This window comes from Desulfobacterales bacterium, assembly GCA_029211065.1.
Taxonomy (GTDB): Bacteria; Desulfobacterota; Desulfobacteria; order Desulfobacterales; family JARGFK01; genus JARGFK01.
The window spans coordinates 1-17379 of the sequence record JARGFK010000046.1 but is presented as its reverse complement, the minus strand read 5'-3'; the positions used below and the strand labels follow the sequence as shown (position 1 = coordinate 17379).

The 17379-nt window shown below is 49.5% G+C and carries 15 protein-coding genes; 11 read left to right on the top strand and 4 right to left on the bottom strand.

Annotated elements, in window-relative coordinates; genetic code table 11:
• Positions 1-4: 4 nt before the first annotated feature.
• Both P1P89_11760 and P1P89_11755 read right to left on the bottom strand, forming a co-directional pair.
• Positions 5-238 carry a 4Fe-4S dicluster domain-containing protein gene (locus P1P89_11760; protein ID MDF1592184.1) on the bottom strand — a complete coding sequence of 78 codons (234 nt, stop codon included), beginning with the start codon at positions 236-238 and terminating at the stop codon, positions 5-7.
• Between the two features lie 192 nt (positions 239-430).
• Complete coding sequence (locus tag P1P89_11755) at positions 431-1144, bottom strand: cobalamin biosynthesis protein CbiA (protein MDF1592183.1); 714 nt, start codon at positions 1142-1144, stop codon at positions 431-433.
• 351 nt (positions 1145-1495) lie between these two features.
• On the opposite strand from P1P89_11755, the gene P1P89_11750 reads away from it, so the two are divergent.
• Together P1P89_11750 and P1P89_11745 are read left to right on the top strand one after the other, a co-directional pair.
• Positions 1496-2671, top strand: coding sequence for a DUF1343 domain-containing protein (locus P1P89_11750; protein ID MDF1592182.1), 1176 nt, complete (start codon positions 1496-1498; stop codon positions 2669-2671).
• A gap of 25 nt (positions 2672-2696) precedes the next feature.
• Entirely contained in the window at positions 2697-3389 is a 693-nt protein-coding gene (locus P1P89_11745; protein MDF1592181.1) for a ribonuclease HI, read from the top strand.
• A 63-nt stretch (positions 3390-3452) separates the two neighbouring features.
• On the opposite strand, the gene P1P89_11740 is transcribed toward P1P89_11745, so the two are convergent.
• Complete coding sequence (locus P1P89_11740) at positions 3453-3737, bottom strand: hypothetical protein (protein ID MDF1592180.1); 285 nt, start codon at positions 3735-3737, stop codon at positions 3453-3455.
• Between the two features lie 383 nt (positions 3738-4120).
• Between P1P89_11740 and P1P89_11735 the strand changes: the two genes are divergently transcribed.
• The 6 genes from P1P89_11735 (at position 4121) to P1P89_11710 (ending at position 12511) form a co-directional block, all read left to right on the top strand.
• Positions 4121-6739, top strand: coding sequence for a 1-acyl-sn-glycerol-3-phosphate acyltransferase (locus tag P1P89_11735; GenBank protein ID MDF1592179.1), 2619 nt, complete (start codon positions 4121-4123; stop codon positions 6737-6739).
• A gap of 60 nt (positions 6740-6799) precedes the next feature.
• Entirely contained in the window at positions 6800-8479 is a 1680-nt protein-coding gene (locus P1P89_11730; GenBank protein MDF1592178.1) for a sugar phosphate nucleotidyltransferase, read from the top strand.
• A gap of 224 nt (positions 8480-8703) precedes the next feature.
• Positions 8704-9537 carry a dihydrodipicolinate reductase gene (dapB, locus tag P1P89_11725; protein MDF1592177.1) on the top strand — a complete coding sequence of 278 codons (834 nt, stop codon included), beginning with the start codon at positions 8704-8706 and terminating at the stop codon, positions 9535-9537.
• Positions 9538-9739: 202 nt separating this feature from the next.
• Complete coding sequence (locus tag P1P89_11720; protein ID MDF1592176.1) at positions 9740-10060, top strand: hypothetical protein; 321 nt, start codon at positions 9740-9742, stop codon at positions 10058-10060.
• 201 nt (positions 10061-10261) lie between these two features.
• Positions 10262-10666, top strand: a complete 405-nt coding sequence (locus P1P89_11715; GenBank protein MDF1592175.1) for a type I restriction endonuclease — start codon at positions 10262-10264, stop codon at positions 10664-10666.
• Between the two features lie 366 nt (positions 10667-11032).
• The gene (locus P1P89_11710) at positions 11033-12511 is read left to right on the top strand and encodes a class I SAM-dependent DNA methyltransferase (GenBank protein MDF1592174.1); all 1479 of its coding nucleotides are present in this window, start codon (positions 11033-11035) and stop codon (positions 12509-12511) included.
• Positions 12512-12568: 57 nt separating this feature from the next.
• Here P1P89_11710 and P1P89_11705 read toward each other — a convergent pair whose 3' ends face one another.
• Positions 12569-14299, bottom strand: a complete 1731-nt coding sequence (locus P1P89_11705; GenBank protein MDF1592173.1) for a dynamin family protein — start codon at positions 14297-14299, stop codon at positions 12569-12571.
• A gap of 260 nt (positions 14300-14559) precedes the next feature.
• Between P1P89_11705 and P1P89_11700 the strand changes: the two genes are divergently transcribed.
• The 3 genes from P1P89_11700 to P1P89_11690 all read left to right on the top strand — a co-directional run.
• Positions 14560-15678, top strand: coding sequence for a 2-hydroxyacyl-CoA dehydratase family protein (locus P1P89_11700; protein MDF1592172.1), 1119 nt, complete (start codon positions 14560-14562; stop codon positions 15676-15678).
• 27 nt (positions 15679-15705) lie between these two features.
• Entirely contained in the window at positions 15706-16950 is a 1245-nt protein-coding gene (locus P1P89_11695; protein ID MDF1592171.1) for a 2-hydroxyacyl-CoA dehydratase, read from the top strand.
• A 183-nt stretch (positions 16951-17133) separates the two neighbouring features.
• Positions 17134-17379 (top strand): BadF/BadG/BcrA/BcrD ATPase family protein (locus tag P1P89_11690; protein ID MDF1592170.1); only part of this gene is annotated, 246 nt, incomplete at its 3' end.

The window sequence follows — 17379 nt, the reverse complement described above, 5'->3', positions numbered from 1 at the left end:
CTCTTTATTTTTCCGTGGTTGATGCTTCCGCTGTTTCAGTGATGGTGATGGCCACATCCGGACACATGATACAGCAGATCGAACAGTGAATGCAATCCTCCGGCCTGGCCTGGTATGCGGGAAAATACCCTTTGGTGTTCATGTCGGATGCAATTTCCAAAACATTTTTAGGGCATACCGTGATACATAAACTGCAACCCTTGCAGCGGTCGCGATCAATTGTGTGTTGATATCCCATAACAATAAAACTCCTTTTATTCGTCCATCATAAGCTGATGGGTCGGTCCTTATGCCGGCTTCTGCGAAAATCATCCTGGAATGATGGAATCTTGGAATAATGAGATGCAAGGTAACGGGCATCTTTCCATTCTTTCAATATTCCAATATTCTATTCTTCCGGCCTCTTTATCTATTTTTTCGGAATTTGCCTTTAAACGGCATAATTCTTTACCCCCAACCGGAACGCTTTCTTCCAGGGGGGCACCAGCTGTCTTTCCAAAACCAATACCGGGCAGTTGAACCGCTCCATGTCAATTTTTGGCAGCAATCCGGTGGATACCGTAATGAATTCAAGGGGCAAACCGCTTTCTATTGCCAGCTCATTCGCAAATTCATACCCCTCATAAATAACGTCCACGGTTGTCTCATCGATCAAATTGGCATTGCCGATCAGGCCGGTGACAGGCAGCCTTGCCGCCTTTTCAATCTCCGCCTTTATTTTCAGGCAGCCTGCAATCGAATCGGTATTGGGACGGTGCGGGTTCACCACCTGGAGCAGGCTTACCTTCTGGGTCCGGAGGTGATCTGCCAGGCTTGACAGAACGGTAGCGCCGGCATCATCGCCGCCAATGTCCAGCAGGGTCAACTGCGCCGGGTTTCGAATCAATCCGGCAATCGCCGGGCTCACGATGGGCAAATCCGCCTGGAGGTATTCCTTGTCGGGAAGCACCACGTCAATCCCATGATCTTTCAGCGATGCATTGGCTTCGCGGGTGCGAAAATAGGGGTTGACCAGATCCAGGTCGGCAATGCGAACGTCCACACCGGCCCGCTTTCTGCTGACCGCCAGGTTGATTGAAACCTCCGTTTTTCCGCTGCCGTAATTGCCCACAATCCCGACAATGCCGGTCAAATTGATCTCCATAAAATTTTTCCCCGAATATAGAATACAACGCCGGAACGGTTTAAAAGCATCGTGATATTGACTAAAAACATAAATTTGTTTTGTAATTTTAATTAATTCCTGTGTCAAGCAATTTAAGGCAATTATTTTGTTACCGTGAGGATTTTCATGGTACGTTTTCAGAACTTCTTCTGGTAAGCTTACAATTCTGGTAGGATTCAAAGGGCCAAGGGCGCCAGTGAAGGAACAAGAACCGTTTTTTCACTTTTGAAATGTAAATTGATGTGTTAAACATTCTTAAACAAATAGGCTGAAGGTGACGCGAGGACACTTCAATCAAGAATCATAAATCAACCGCCTTGGATATCGTAAATGACTATCGTAAAAACCGGCCTTGAGGCCTTGATCGCATCCCCGCCGCCTTGGATGAATGGACAATGCCTGGGCCTTTTGAGCAATCCCGCCTCTGTTGACCGTAGCTTCCGACATGCCCGTGAGTTGATCGGGCAAGTTTTCCCGGGGCAGCTAAAGGCTTTGTTTGCGCCCCAGCATGGCTTCTTTGCTGAAAAACAGGACAATATGATCGAGTCTGCCGACATGGTCGATCCGGTCTCAGGCATTCCGATTTTCAGCCTTTACGGCCAAACACGCCGGCCCACGGAAAACATGTTTAAGCAGATTGATATCCTCCTGGTAGACTTGCAGGATGCCGGCACACGGGTGTATACGTTTTCAACCACCCTTTCTTACGCGATGGAGGCCGCGAAAAACTGGGGGGTAAAAGTGGTCATACTCGATCGCCCCAATCCGGTAAACGGCGTCACCCTGGAAGGAAACTGCCTGTCGCCGGATTGCGCTTCATTTGTGGGTCGATATGGGATACCCATGCGGCACGGGATGACCATGGGAGAACTGGCGCTGTTGTTCAAACAAGCTTATGGTATTGACTGCGACCTTGACATCATCCCCATGAAGGGCTGGAAAAGGGCCATGTATTTTAGGGATACCGGTCTTCCCTGGGTTGCACCGTCGCCCAATCTACCCTCGCCGGTTTCAGCCATGGTATATCCCGGACAGGTCATATGGGAAGGCACCAATGTCTCTGAAGGGCGGGGAACAACCCAGCCGTTTGAATTTTTCGGAGCCCCCTTTATCGACATTGAAAAGCTGTCGAAAGAACTTGCGGAAGCCTCAGATACCGGCGTCTTCCTGAGACCGGTGGCATTCGAACCCACCGCCAATAAATGGCAGGGCAGGTTGTGTCGCGGTTTTCAGCTTCACATAACAAATCCGGATCTGTACCGGCCGTATCGAACCACCCTCAAGTTCCTGCAGGCCATTAAACGCCTGCACGCCAACGAATTTCAGTGGAAGCCGCCACCCTATGAATATGAATTCGAAAGACTGCCCATCGATTTAATTATCGGCAACCGGATGATTCGGCAGCGCATCGAAAATTTCGAAGATATTGATGCCATCGAAAAATCGTGGGAGAATGAGCTGCTGGCATTTGAGAAAATGAGTAGATCCTGCTATCTGTACCATTAAATTATTATCGTAAGGGGAAAACCGCTTGGAGCAGACGATACCTTCCTGGAAACGCATGCGTTTTAAAACCAACAAGGTCTGGTTGGCAACGGATTCCGAGGGAAATCCTATTATTAAAAATAACAAGGTTTTGATTAAATACCAGCTGGATCAGGATCATGAGTACTGGGTCCATTCCGGGGGGGTTGTTCCGATTGAATCCGAACCATCTCCCAAGAAGAATCCATCCGGAAAGGTTTCAACCGGGGGGCAGCCGAAAATAAAAGTTACAAAAAACAAATCCCTGGAAGATTACGCGTCGGCTATCGAAAAAGATGTTGTCTGTCTATTTACAGATGGGGCTTCCTCCGGCAACCCCGGTCCATCCGGAATCGGAGTTGTCATGCGTTATGGAACCCACACAAAGGAAATATCCAAACCGATCGGAATAGCGACCAATAACATCGCCGAACTTGAAGCCATTAGAATCGGCCTGTTGGAAATCAAAAAGACCGATCTGCCTGTACGAATTTTTACGGACAGCAGCTACGCCCAAGGCGTCTTGGTGCGTGGTTGGAAGGCAAAGAAAAACCAGAATCTGATCAAATCCATTCAGGAGCTGATTGCGGCATTTAGTGATATCAAGCTTATAAAAGTTAAAGGACACAGCGGTGTGATCGAAAATGAGCGGGCGGACTTTCTGGCAACTACTGCTTTGCGCAGTAATAATGAATTCTAAAACGCATAAGAGCCCTATATGCCAAACATACAGGGCCCTTATTTACGGATAGAATCTTTTGGATTATGCTTTTTCGCTTTTTAAAGCGTCAATTTCTTGCTTGAGATCGTCGATTTCTTTTTTGTATTTTTCAACATCTTCAGCCTGAGCCGTGCTGTCCACAGAGACATCCTCTTTTTTCCAATTATCTTTCAGTTCGTCCAATCCCAGGTAAACCGCCAGGCCGCCCCCCAACAGAAGCATTGCGGGGATAGCGCCGGCTAAAATCTGTAAAAACTCTTTAAACCACACCGAAAGGCAAATGATGCCCAAAACTGCTGCTATCGCCCCACCAATTAATGTCTTCATAAAAAACATCCTCCTTTATCTCTATTTTGGTTTGTGCCTAAAAAGATGTTCCCAAAAGGCAGCAAATTGAAAAACAGCACGAGCGGAGCAAACCAATCCGATCCTTGCGTGCTTCTTGATTATCTCTAATTAAACAGCTAACATAACAAATACTGGAACGCAAGATTATTTTTCAAACACCCGGTTATCCATAATTAGCCGCAATACAAATAAAGATTGAACTGAATTTTTATTTTTGTTAGTTTGATCAATTGCTGTAAATTAGCCATAATCCATATTGACACGAAACCTGATTTTTGCACGAACCGGAGGCTTTCATCCCCAGGACATTTAAGGGGTGAAGCCATTTTCCTGCAAGTCCAGGTGAAACAATCGCATCGGAAATGTTTAAAAAAATTAAAAAAAATTTTAGAAACGGACTGACAACCTATCTCCAGGGGACATACAATCATTATTTGTGCTATCTCCCGCAGAAAATCGGCGCTTTTTCTTTTTACATTTTGAAGCTTTTTTATTCCGGGATAACGCTGGACGACACCCAGATCCCGACCCTGAAAAAAATAGAAGAAGACGCCATTGTCGTATATGTGATCCGAAACAAAAGTCTTTTTGAGTTTCTGTTTTACTTTGTCCGATATCAGCTTTTAAAGTTACCGTTTCCCCAAATCGGTTTTGATTACCGGGTGATTTTGTGGCAGCCGGTCTCTCGGCTGTTAAAAATTCTACTGGCCCACCTCGACAATTTTCTTGTCCATAGAAACAGGCTGAACCCTTATCAAAATGATTATTTCCGCAAGGAACTTTTAAGGGGGCGCTCCGCTTTGCTCTCGCTCATCGAGGAAAAAGGGTTTTATCGCCGATTTGTAAAAAAAGAAACCGACCCCCTTCAATTTCTGATCAGGATGCAGCAAACCACCAACCGGCCGATCCTGCTGGTGCCGCAGTTGATGTTTTTCAGTAAAAACCCGCAGCGGACGATTTTAAGCCTTACCGATGTGCTTTTCGGAACGGAAACGAATCCGGGCAGAATTCGAAGGCTCATTACCCTGTTTAAAGATCCCGGCAATGTGTTTGTGGAAATTTCCGAACCGATCAACATCAAAACATTTATATCCAGTCCGGAAAATACGGATCGCACCATTGAACATCAGACCCTGGTACTTCGCCGAAACTTACTGCTCCAGATCAACCGCCACCGCCAGATCATAACCGGACCGGTTTTAAAGTCGCGCATTGAATTTAAAGAAAATATCCTGACGAATGAAAGCCTTCAACAGTACATGGCGCAATATTCTGAAAAAAGGAAGGTTCCGATTCATCAGGTCCAAAAGGAAGCTGAAGATTGTATCGACGAAATTGCGGCCGCATACAGCCCGGCCATTATCAGGTTTGCCGCCTCCCTGGTGGGATGGATCACCAACACCATGTTTGAAGGGGTTTCGGTTGACAAGGACGAACTCAACCGGCTCAAAAGCATGTACCAGAAGGGCCCGCTAATCCTGATTCCCTGCCATAAAAGTCATATCGATTATCTGATTCTCTCCTATGTCATGTATCTCAACAATATGCCCTGCCCCCATGTAGCCGCCGGTAAAAACCTCTCTTTCTGGCCGATCGGCCCTTTTTTCAGGGGCGGCGGCGCATTTTTTATCAGAAGAACCTTTGGGGGGGCGGTCCTGTATTCAAAGGTTTTTGCGGAATATATCAAAAAACTTCTTGAAGAAGGTTTTAATATTGAACTGTTCATCGAGGGCGGTCGCAGCCGGACCGGCAAATTGATCATGCCAAAACTCGGGTTGCTCTCGATCCTGCTGGATGCATATAAAAACGGGGCCTGCCAGGATATGGTTTTTGTCCCGATCTACATCGGTTATGATCGGGTGCTGGAGGAAGGCTCCTATTTGGACGAAATCGAAGGCGGCCAGAAAAAACCGGAAAGTTTTTCCCAGGTCATTCAGGCCAGGAAGTTTTTAAAGACGCGTTATGGCAGAATCTATATCAAATTTCACGAACCCATTTCCATCAAAGAACGCCTGGAACAGAACAACACATCGATTGCCGCATTACAGCCGAAAGAGCTAAATACGCTCTGCCGCTACCTGGGATTCAGGATTATCAATTCCATCAATAAAGTGACGGTGGTCACCCCCCACGCCCTGACCGCCAGTGCGATTTTAAACTGTTCCCGCAAACGGATTACTTTCAAGCACATGATGTTTCATATTGAAACCCTCATGGCGCATTTAAACGCTCAAAAAGCTCTCCTGGCTGACACGCTCCTGGTGGATCCGGCCCGCGCCGTCGATCAGGTGTTGGAGAGTTACGTTCAACAAAAACTGATTGACCGGATTGAACTGAACAGACAAAGCGTGTCGGGTGAAACCATCTTGATGCTCCAGATTAATAAAAGGGCCCAGCTGGAATACTATAAAAACAACTGTATCTCTTTTTTTATTCCGGCGGCCTATACCGCATTGGCCATTATCGCAAAAGAAGCGTTTCAGTTTTCAGCCGTGGACCTTTATGCTGACTATAATTTTCTGCGGGATTTTTTTCAAAATGAATTTGCATACGACGTCGACCACCCTCCCGAATATGTCATCCGTAAAACCTTAAAGGCCTTTATCGACGACGCTATTCTGGTGCCGCATCCCACCCTGCCGGACACTTACAATGTCACATCGATAGGTCTCCGAAAGTTGAAATTTTTTGCGCACTTTTTAAAAACCTATTTTGAATCCTACTGGATTGTCCTGAATTATTTCCGACGTTACCAGGCCAATGCCAACAGCCCCAAGGAACGGATCAAAAAAATCCAGTCGCGCGGGTTACGGATGTACAAAAGAGAGGAGATAACCCTCAAAGAGGCGCTCTCAAAGGTCAACTACGACAATGCCATAAATTATTTCATCGCCCATAATGTCAAAGGTTCCGCCAGCACAAAAAAAATAAGCCACTATGAACAAAACATCCAGCGATTCCTGGGGTACCTGTCTTTTTAGCATGCCGGCCGGAACGGCAACCATTCGTGGCGTCGTTCGAACCCATTGGACATTTGACGCATGAAAGCATTGATCCTGGCTGCCGGCTTCGGCACACGGCTGCAACCCTATACGAATATTACCCCCAAGTGTTTATTTCCCATAGACGGCCGTCCGCTGTTGGACTTCATCATCTGTAATTTGCATAAAGCCGGCTGCCGGGAGATTATCGTCAACACCCACCATTTGCCCCAAAAGATTGAAACCTTCATTGCCTCGCAGAATTATCGGATTCCGGTATCCACCCGCTACGAATCCCAAATCCTGGGAACCGGCGGCGCCATTAAAAATGCCGCTGATTTCTGGGACGACAACCCCTTTATGGTCATCAACAGCGATATCTTTACGGACATCTCCCTAAAGGCCGTCTATGAGTTACATTTGCAGCATCCCTATCCGGCCACGCTGGTGCTTTGCGACGATCCGGAGTTCAATACGGTTCAGGTCGACCCGGACGGTTTTGTGATTGCGTTTGAAAATTCGAGGGGCATATCGTCGCCGCAAAAGAACAGTCCCCTCACCTTTACCGGCATCCAGGTCCTTGACCCCGAAGTGCTCGCTCTCATTCCGGACAACTGTTTTTCAGGCAGCATCGATATGTATAAAAAACTGTTGTCCTCCCACCGAAAATTGAAAGCCTTTCTTGCGCCGGCCCAGTCCTGGAAGGATATCGGCACCCCGGAGCGATACCGGCAGACCGTTCTCTCCCGAATGGCCCCCCGGGCCTTTCAACGCGCCTTTGGAAAGAACAATTCCCACCCGGTTGATTATTCCCCCTTGGCAGGCGACGGTTCAGACCGGAAATGGTATCGAGTGTCCGCCGGCCCCCGCACCCTGATACTGGCCGATCACGGCATCCGAAAACAGGATGCGCCATCCGAGGTGGATGCCTTTGTTATCATCGGCCGGCATTTGTTCGAAAGCGGGATTCCCGTACCTGAAATTTTTCTGTCCGACGCCTTCAGCGGTCTGGTCTTTCTGGAAGATCTCGGCGACGTCAGCCTGCAGAGCGTCGTCCGCAGCCTGCACGACAGCGATGCGATCTGCGACTGTTACCAGGCGGTCATCGATATCCTGGTAAAGCTGTCGATTAAAGGCGCCGTCGGCTTTGATCCCGGATGGACGTATCAGACTTCGGACTACAACCGCACCCTGATTCTTGAAAAAGAGTGCCGCTACTTTGTGGACACTTTTTTAAACGGTTATCTGAACCGCAGCGTATCTTTTACGGATTTGGCAGATGAATTCTCAGCCCTGGCCGACAACGCCCTGCAGTATGCCGTCACCGGGTTGATGCACCGGGACCTGCAATCCCGCAACATCATGGTGAAAAACAATCGGTATTATCTGATTGATTTTCAGGGTGGCCGCTTCGGACCGGTTCAGTACGATCTGGCCTCCCTGATGATCGATCCTTACGTAGATCTCCCGCGCTCGATCCAGGACAAACTTCTGAGCTACTGCTTCGAGCAGATAACGGCGGGCAGCGGGATTTCGCGGGACGCATTTTATAAAGGTTACCGCTATTGCACCCTTACCCGGAATCTTCAGATGCTGGGCGCATTCGGATACCTGAGCCGGCAAAAGGGCAAAACCTATTTTGAGGCTTTCATCCCGCCGGCCGTACAAACGTTAAAGCATACTCTCAGTATGGTTCCGGAAGAATTTCCGCTGCTGCGAAAAATCGTGGAGAACATCTAAAGCAACCGTGAACCGGACGACATGCACGATGTCAGTTGTTATTTGTCCGTGGTCCGTTGATAAATCGGAGGAGGCCGTCGCTGCCCATTGACATTGACTGAGGTTTTGAGGCTGTCCGTCACGCATCCGGATGAATTCAGTCTTCAGCCTGGGCGGTTCGAAGAATCCAAATTGTATTTTATCACAATTCGAGTTATTGTAATTGTATTTAAAGGAGAAACATCATGCCCTCAATTAAAGTGATGGTAAACGGGATCCCCGGTAATGTGGCCCAGGTAGTAGCCGGCCATGTCCTCAACGATAAAAGGTTTCAACTGGTGGCCCATTCGCTCACCGGTCCTGAAATAACCGCCGACGAACAGGCTGTCGCTGAAACCACCGTCGGCCTGATCCGGCCGGACGCCCGTGATGAAGCAATCGAGTCGATTAAAGCATCGGAAGGCAATTTCATTTCAGTGGATTTCACGCATCCGTCCGCTGTTTTCGCCAACGCCGAGTTTTACTGCCGCCACGGGCTCCCCTTTGTAATGGGCACCACCGGGGGGGATTACAACCGTCTCGAAAAACTTGTTGTTGCGTCAACCGTTTCCGCTGTCATCGCACCCAATATGGCCAAGCAGATTGTCGGGTTTCAGGCCATGATGGAATATGCCGCCACCAACTTTGCGGGGCTCTTTGAAGGATATACGCTCCAAATCCGGGAAAGCCACCAACAGGGAAAGGCCGACACCAGCGGCACCGCCAAAGCGATGGTGCGGTATTTCAACGCCCTGGGCACGCCTTTTTCCGAAGACCGCATCATTAAGGAACGCGACCCAAAAACCCAGCAAGAACAATGGGGAATCCCGCAGGAATATATCGGCGGCCACGCCTGGCACACCTATACCCTCGACTCGCTGGATAAAACCGTCCGCTTTCAGTTCAGCCACAATGTCAACGGCCGGGAGATTTATGCTTTTGGTACCCTGGATGCGGTGGCCTTTCTGTATCAAAAGTTATCGGCGGACAGCCGGGGGAAAGTTTATAGCATGATCGATGTGTTGAAAAAATCGGATTGATTCGTCTTGGTTACTGCAAAGGAAACCCTTGTCAAGATCAAATATATTGTGTAAACAGTAATATACAGATACAAGCACAATTCTTTTAGATTAAAAATATTGAAACGAACAAATTGCCCGGTCAAGGATCTTTCTGGTTATTGCAGATATCCGGAAAACTCTAAAATTACATATTATGCATGACTTTAGCGAGATGTGAAATATGAAAATCGAAATCGACTCCTTGAGTTATGATGAGCTTGTCGAATTGAATCTCAAGATAATTGAAAGGCTTAAGTTCTTAGATGCGATGCATGCCCATAAAGAAATGATGCAATTCAGTCCCGGCGATCAAGTTTGTTTTGAACTCCCCGGCCGAGGCAAACAATCCGGCACGTTGGTTAAATTCAACAAAAAAACGGTTACTGTAATTACCGAATCAAGGCAAAAATGGAATGTTTCACCTCATTTGCTTGGCAAAATCAAAGCGGTAACAAGGAATGGAAATGGACACGCTAAAATAATTGATTTTCATAAAAAGTGATTTCTTCATCTGTTTTCAGTTCAGGCCCGTTTCCTTGACCGATTGATAAATCAAAACGACCACAAACAATTGAATGACGACCTGCCAGGCACTCGGTTTGTATGGAAGATAACTTTATCGATTCAAACCGTAAAAGAAATATAATGTCCGGTTTTCGACTCATTTTACAGCCCCATAAAATGCATATGAACATGTCCTGACATGAACAGAACCCCCGAACAAAAAGCAAGAGACAACATCGACAAAATGCTTGAACGGTCGGGCTGGGCAGTCGTTGACAAGAATGCAATCAACTGGAGCCTCGGTCCGGGGTTAGCGGTTCGGGAATATCAGACCGATGCAGGTCCCGCCGATTACGTCCTGTTTGTGGATCGTGAACCCATCGGTGTGATTGAAGCCAAAAAAGAAGCGGAAGGCCACCGCCTGAGCGTTAATGAACAGCAGGCTGAGTTTTATGCCCAGAGCAAATTGAAATGGTTTGCAGACAACCGGTCCCTACCCTTTGTTTATGAAAGCACCGGCATATTGACACGTTATACCGATCTGCGGGACCCCAAACCCCGCGCAAGGCCGGTCTTTTCATTTCACCACCCCAAAACATTATAAGAAAGCTTTTCAAGTACTGCCGCCATTACACCGGGGGTAAAGACCCTAAACTGATCGAGGAAGATATTTTCAAGTGCATCGTTCCGCTTGCCTCGGAAGCTACCGCGCAAGTCACCGCACAAGATACCGTGCAAGTTACCCCCCAAGCTACCCCCCAAGCTGAAAGGGTGGTGCAAATACGTAAATTTTGTCAAACACCACGAAGCAGCAAGGAAATACAGGCCCATATAAAAATAACTGATAATAAATATTTTAGGAAATTTATACTTCGACCTTTACTGGAAGAAAACGTTCTTAAACCAACTATTCCGGATAAACCCTCAAGCCCGAACCAGAAGTACTATTCAGTCAAAGAGAAAAAATAAAATGAACGACACTGCAAGCATTGTTTCAAAAGTCTGGAGTTTCTGCCATACCCTGCGGGATGACGGCGTCAGTTACGGCGATTACCTGGAGCAGCTCACCTACCTGCTGTTTCTCAAGATGGCCGATGAATACGGTAAAATTTATAAAAAGGACGTCGGCATTCCGTCTGAATATACGTGGGACAGTCTGAAAAACAGAAAGGGAGCGGATCTTGAATCCCATTACATCAAGCTGCTCAGGGCGCTGGGACAGCAGAAAGGGATGATCGGCCAGATTTTCGTTAAATCCCAGAACCAGATCCAGGACCCGGCCAAGCTTTTTAAGATCATCCACATGATCGATGCGGAAAACTGGGTCATGATGGGCGCGGACGTCAAGGGGGATATCTACGAGGGCCTGCTTGAAAAAAACGCCGAAGACGTGAAAAGCGGCGCCGGTCAGTATTTTACGCCGCGAGCGCTGATCCGGGCCATGGTGGAATGCATCCGGCCCGAACCCAGTAAAACCATTGCCGATCCGGCCTGCGGCACCGGCGGTTTTTTCCTGGCGGCCTATGACTTTTTAATCAGTCATTCCAACCTGGACAAGGGCCAGAAATTCTTTTTGAAGAATCAAACCTTTTACGGCAACGAAATCGTGGCCAATGCCCGCCGCCTGGCCTTGATGAACATGTTTCTGCACAATATCGGCGAAATTACCGGTGAATCCGCCATTTCACCCAATGATTCCCTGATAGCCGATACCGGCGACCGGTACGACTATGTCCTGACCAATCCACCCTTCGGCAAGAAAAGCAGCATCACGATCACCAACGGCGAGGGCAAACAGGAAAAGGAGGATCTGCGATACAACCGGCAGGATTTCTGGGCCACCACTTCCAACAAGCAGCTCAATTTTGTCCAGCATGTCCGCACCATGCTCAAAACCACCGGGCAAGCGGCCGTGGTCGTTCCGGACAATGTGCTGTTTGAAGGGGGCGCCGGTGAAACGGTTCGACAAAAGCTTCTTCAAAATACCGATCTTCACACCATTCTCAGGCTGCCCACCGGCATATTTTACGCCCAGGGGGTCAAGGCCAATGTGATCTTTTTCGAAAACAAACCTGCCGCCAAGCACCCCTGGACCAAGGAGATCTGGTTTTATGACTTCAGGACAAACATTCATTTTACCAAAAAGAAAAACCAGATGACCTATGACGAACTGAAGGATTTCATCGCCTGCTACAACCCGCAAAACAGGCACACGCGCAGCGAAACCTGGGCGGAAGACAACCCCGACGGCAGGTGGCGCAAATTTTCCTATGATGAGATCATTGCCCGCGACAAGACCAGCCTGGACATCTTCTGGATCAGAGACAAAAGCCTGGCCGATCTCGATAACCTCCCCGACCCGGACGTGCTGGCTGAAGAAATCATTGAAAACCTTGAGGCCGGTGTTGAGAGTTTCAAGCAAATCATGGAGTCGCTCAATGGACGATAAAGGGGAATTGGGGTCGGTCAGACTTTTTATGCCGCCAGCAAAAAACGGTTGATATAACTATTTTATTTCCTTTAACTGGTTCTGCAGTCCGCCGATCCGGCTTTCCAGTGCTTTAAACTGATCCTGCCGATGGGTGATATTTTCTTTTTCAGCACGGACAAACCGGCTGTAAGGCGCCACCCCGTCCTCGATGCGCTGAACACCCCGGCGCATTTCATGTTCGAACTGCTCTGTAAGACCGGTCATCAGTTGCCCCATCAAATCCGCCAGCTTTTGCGACAGCTGTTTCTTGGCCTTCTGCCGGCGTGTCGGTAAAATCAGGAGTCCCAGCGTCACCGCCGCCAGACCCGCCAATATGCCGGTGACATCCGCCCAGGCTGTGTGCACCAGCACGGCAATGGCCGCCCCCATACCGGCCCCCCCGAACCCCACCAGGCCGGTATTTACCACCGCCTCCCGGGCCGATGCGGCCAGCTTGGCCGACTCATTTTCTTTGCTGTAACCGGCGACTGTCTGACGGGTGGCGAGCCCGATGGAATCCACCAGGCGCTTGCGATCATATGCCAGCGTTCCCTCTTTAGGGCCGGCCTGTCCCACAACCCTGCCGGCATACTGCTGCCGTCTGTGTTCCAGATGTTCGGCCACGGATGTCCACTGGCGCAAGTCCTGCTCCACCAGCCAGTCAATCAGTTCACTGACACGCGACTCGATCTTTTGCGGGGTATCCGCCACAACCTCTTTTTCAAAGGCAAGCTGTATTTTGGCACTGCGAATCAGGTCGGCAATGCGGCCCAGTCGGATCATCTCATCAAAAAAATCATTACCGCGCCGTTCCATCTCAAGCAAAAGCGTATCGATTTCACCCAGGCGGGCCTTGAAATTGCGCTGCATATCATCGCGGTAGACCGCCATTTGCCGGTCGATATCATCCAGAATAATGATGTCTTCGGAAAGGGCCTCCAGATCCTGGCGACAGCCGTCGATCTGCTGCCTTACCAGCTTTTGACCGACCCCCAGCGGATTGAGCAGCTTGAGGCGAAAACGGTTGACGTCTTCCAGCGTCTGGAGAATATATGCCTCCAGGGCCTCAAACCCGCTCGGCACCTTCATGTCCTTGGCGCCTGTTTTGGCCTGGAGGGCTTTTCGCGATGACACTGAAAAAATGACAGGGATTTCATTGATCAGACGGTTGGCGGCAGCCTCTACAAAAGCAGCAACCTTTTCAGCCTCTTCGGGCGTCAGGATATCTATCTTATTGATAATCAGAACGATTTTCTTGCCCCAGGACTTGATCTTTTCCAGAAAAGCCCGCTCGCTTTCGGTAAAGGGGCGGTCTGCCGATGTAATAAACAAGACCAGGTCGCTGCGGGGCACGAATTCAGTGGTTAATATTTCATGTTCCCGCTGAATGGCGTTGGTACCGGGCGTGTCCACGATATTCGTATGCTGCAGCAGCGGAATCGGCGCTGTCTGAATCCATACGCCCCGCTCCCCCGGACGGCTGTCAAGGACTTCGCCATATTTCAACAGGTGGATCTTGCTGGTGGTGGGGGTTACCCCTTCGGCTTGAATTTTTTGACCCAGGAGGGCATTGACAAACGCGCTTTTACCCGAATTGAACTCCCCGGCCACCACGAGCAGAAAAAGCTCATCCAACTGGGAGATTGAATCCGTCAGCGCCGTTCGGTCAGCTTCCCCGGCCTTGGCACGGCCCAGGGTCTCCCGCAGGTCGCCCAGCACATTGCGGGTATCTTTCAAAAGCGCTTCTTTTTTATTATCCAGGATCATTATTTCACCCCGATGCGGTCCATATTAAATTACAGCCTTTACCTGTGTTTATCCTGCCGGGAGTTTAGAAAATGCGTCATACGGTGTCAAGAGCGAAAAAGGCCGGAAGAAAACAACACGCGGCCCATATCTCTTGATGCGGTTGATTTTTTGCAGCAGATGGAATAAACCATCATTTATAAAATCAATTGCTGCCGTTGTTGCCGATATCAATGAGAAAACTGCCGCGGTGTGAAACATCTGCAAGGGAGTCACTCCATATGACGGAATTTCAACTGTTTCATGACATCGTCACTGACCCGTTCGACTATGCCCGCAACTGGAAAGAAGCGAATCGCCGTAAGATCGTCGGACACTTCTGCTCCTATACCCCCGAGGAAATCATCCATGCGGCCGGCGCCCTGCCCTTTCGTATTTTCGGGTCGGGCGAAGCCATTTCCCGTTCGGATGAACATTTGCAGGCCTACAGTTGCAGTTTCGTCCGCAGCGCCTTGGCCGACGCCCTTTCAGGCAAGCTGGCGTTTTTAGACGGAACGGTCTTTCCGCATACTTGTGACACGATCCAGCGGCTTTCCGATATCTGGCGTATCAATTTAACCTTTGGATTTCACTCGGATATCGGGCTGCCGGTGAAGCTCGATACCGCCAGCGCCAGGGAATACCTGAAAAGCGTCTTTAAAAAATTTAAAAATGAACTGTCCGGCCATCTGGACTGCACCATCACAACCGACGATCTTCAAAGGGCTGCCGGTCTATACAACCGGATGCGCAGCGATATGAAACAGATGTTTGATCTCCGGCGCGAAAATCCCTCGCTGATCAGCAGCAACGACCTCCAGGCGCTCGTAAAAGCATCCATGATCATGGACCGTGAGGTTTTTTCAGAAAAACTATCGGCCATCCTCAGGGATTTAAGCGCAATAAAGCCCCAACCGTCTCAGTCCCTGAAACGGCTGGTCCTCAGCGGCGGCATGTGCAACATACCGTCTGTTCATTCCCTCATTGAAGACTGCGGCGCCGCGATCGTTTGGGACGACAGTTGCAGCGGCGCCCGCTATTTTGAGGGCTCCATCGCTCCGCACGGCGATATCATCGAATCCATCGCCGAGCGCTATATGGATAAAATAGAATGCCCGGCAAAGCACACCGACCTGTTTCGACGGGGCGAAGCCCTTGTGAACATCGCGAAAAACAATAAGGCGGACGGGGTCATTTTTCTATTTTTAAAATTCTGCGACCCCCATGCCTTTGATTATCCCTATGTTAAGGAGCTGCTGGTTAAGGAGGGAATTGCAAGCATGCTGCTTGAAATTGAAGCGCCACTGCCTTCCGAGGAGCAGTTGAAAACAAGATGCCAGGCATTTTTGGAAACATTATAGTCTAAAATAATGAAATGGGGGAAGACCATGAGCAATGAACCCAAGCCTGCTGATCCTGAAAAGGAAAAACGAAAAATCAAATCCGTCGGCAAGATGAAAGAAATCATGACAGGCTATTATATCGAGGCCAAAACAGCCGAACAGACCGGCAAAAAAGTCGCCTGGATCACCAGCGGCGGACCGGTTGAGCCACTGATTGCCATGGATGTCATCCCTGTCTACCCTGAAAACCACGGCGCCATGATCGGCGCGTCTAAAATGGGATCGGACTTGTGTGAAAAAGCCGAATCCATGGGATACGCCAGAGATCTGTGTTCTTATGCCCGGGCCGATATCGCCTGTGCGCCCATTAACGGAGGCCCCATCGGCGGACTGCCCAAACCGGACATGCTGGTGTGCTGCAATAATATCTGCGGAACGGTCTTAAAATGGTACCAGGTACAGGCCCGTCATTTCGGAGTGCCGCTTTTTATTTTTGACACGCCGTTCTGTCATACGGAATTTTCAGCCGAAGCTCGGCGCTATGTGCGCCGCCAGGTGGATGAGTACATCGAATTTCTTGAAGGCGTCTGCGCCAGTAAAATGGACGTCGACCGCATGCATCAGGTCGGCCGCCTGTCCCTGGAAGGACAGCGCCTGTGGCAGGCGGTTCTGGACACCACCATGCACAAACCTGCGCCCATGAGCGCCTTTGACGCTTTTTTTCATCTGGCCCTGATCGTCACCCTGCGGGGCACCCAGACGGTTGTGGATTACTACACGGCGCTGCTGGCGGAAATGAAAACAAGAATTGAAAACCGTATCAGCGCAGTCCCCAAAGAAACCTACCGATTATTATGGGATAACCTGCCGATCTGGTACCGCACCCGCTGGCTGTCGGAAAAATTCGCCGCCCATGAAGCCTGCCTGGTGGCCGACACCTACACGTCGGCCTGGTGCGGCACGATGAAATATCTTGACGAAGCCGACTTTTTAGGAACCATGGCCGAAGCCTACTCCCGCATCTATCTGAATATCGGTGTGGATGAAATGGCCCGGGATGTCATCGCCATGATCGACAAGTACGCTGCCGACGGGGTGGTCATGCATTCCAACCGAAGCTGCAAGCCCTATTCATTCGGCCAGTACGATATTAAAAAAATCATCCAGCGGGAGCGGGACGTGCCGGTTTTACTGATCGAGGCCGACATGGTGGATGAACGCAGCTTCGCTGAAAGCCAGGTTGATACCCGCATCGACGCTTTTATGGAAGTGCTGGAGAATCGAAAATGAAGCTCCCCGCAGCCCCGATAAACCGGGATCTTCGACAAGCTGCAGGGTATCAAAGCGGAATTGCGCCGAAGCCTTAACTCGCCTACGCTCAGTTGAGTTTCGGCGCGGTTCACCTCGCCTTTCATCCCTGCTGCAAGCAGCAGGGTATTCAGGCAAAGGCGAATAAAAGGAAGGTTGAATCAGATGATTACCGTCGGCATTGATGTCGGGTCCATTACCACCAAGGCGGTGGTTATCAGAGACGGAAAAATAATTTCGGAAAAGATAACGGCAACCGGCTATCAGGCCCAGGCCGCCGCAGAAACTGTCTTTACAGATGTCCTTGGCGAGGCAGGACTGCAGACTGCCGATGTCGACACAGTTGTGGCAACCGGCTACGGCCGCAACAGGGTTTCCTTTGCGGGACGGGTCGTCACTGAAATTTCATGC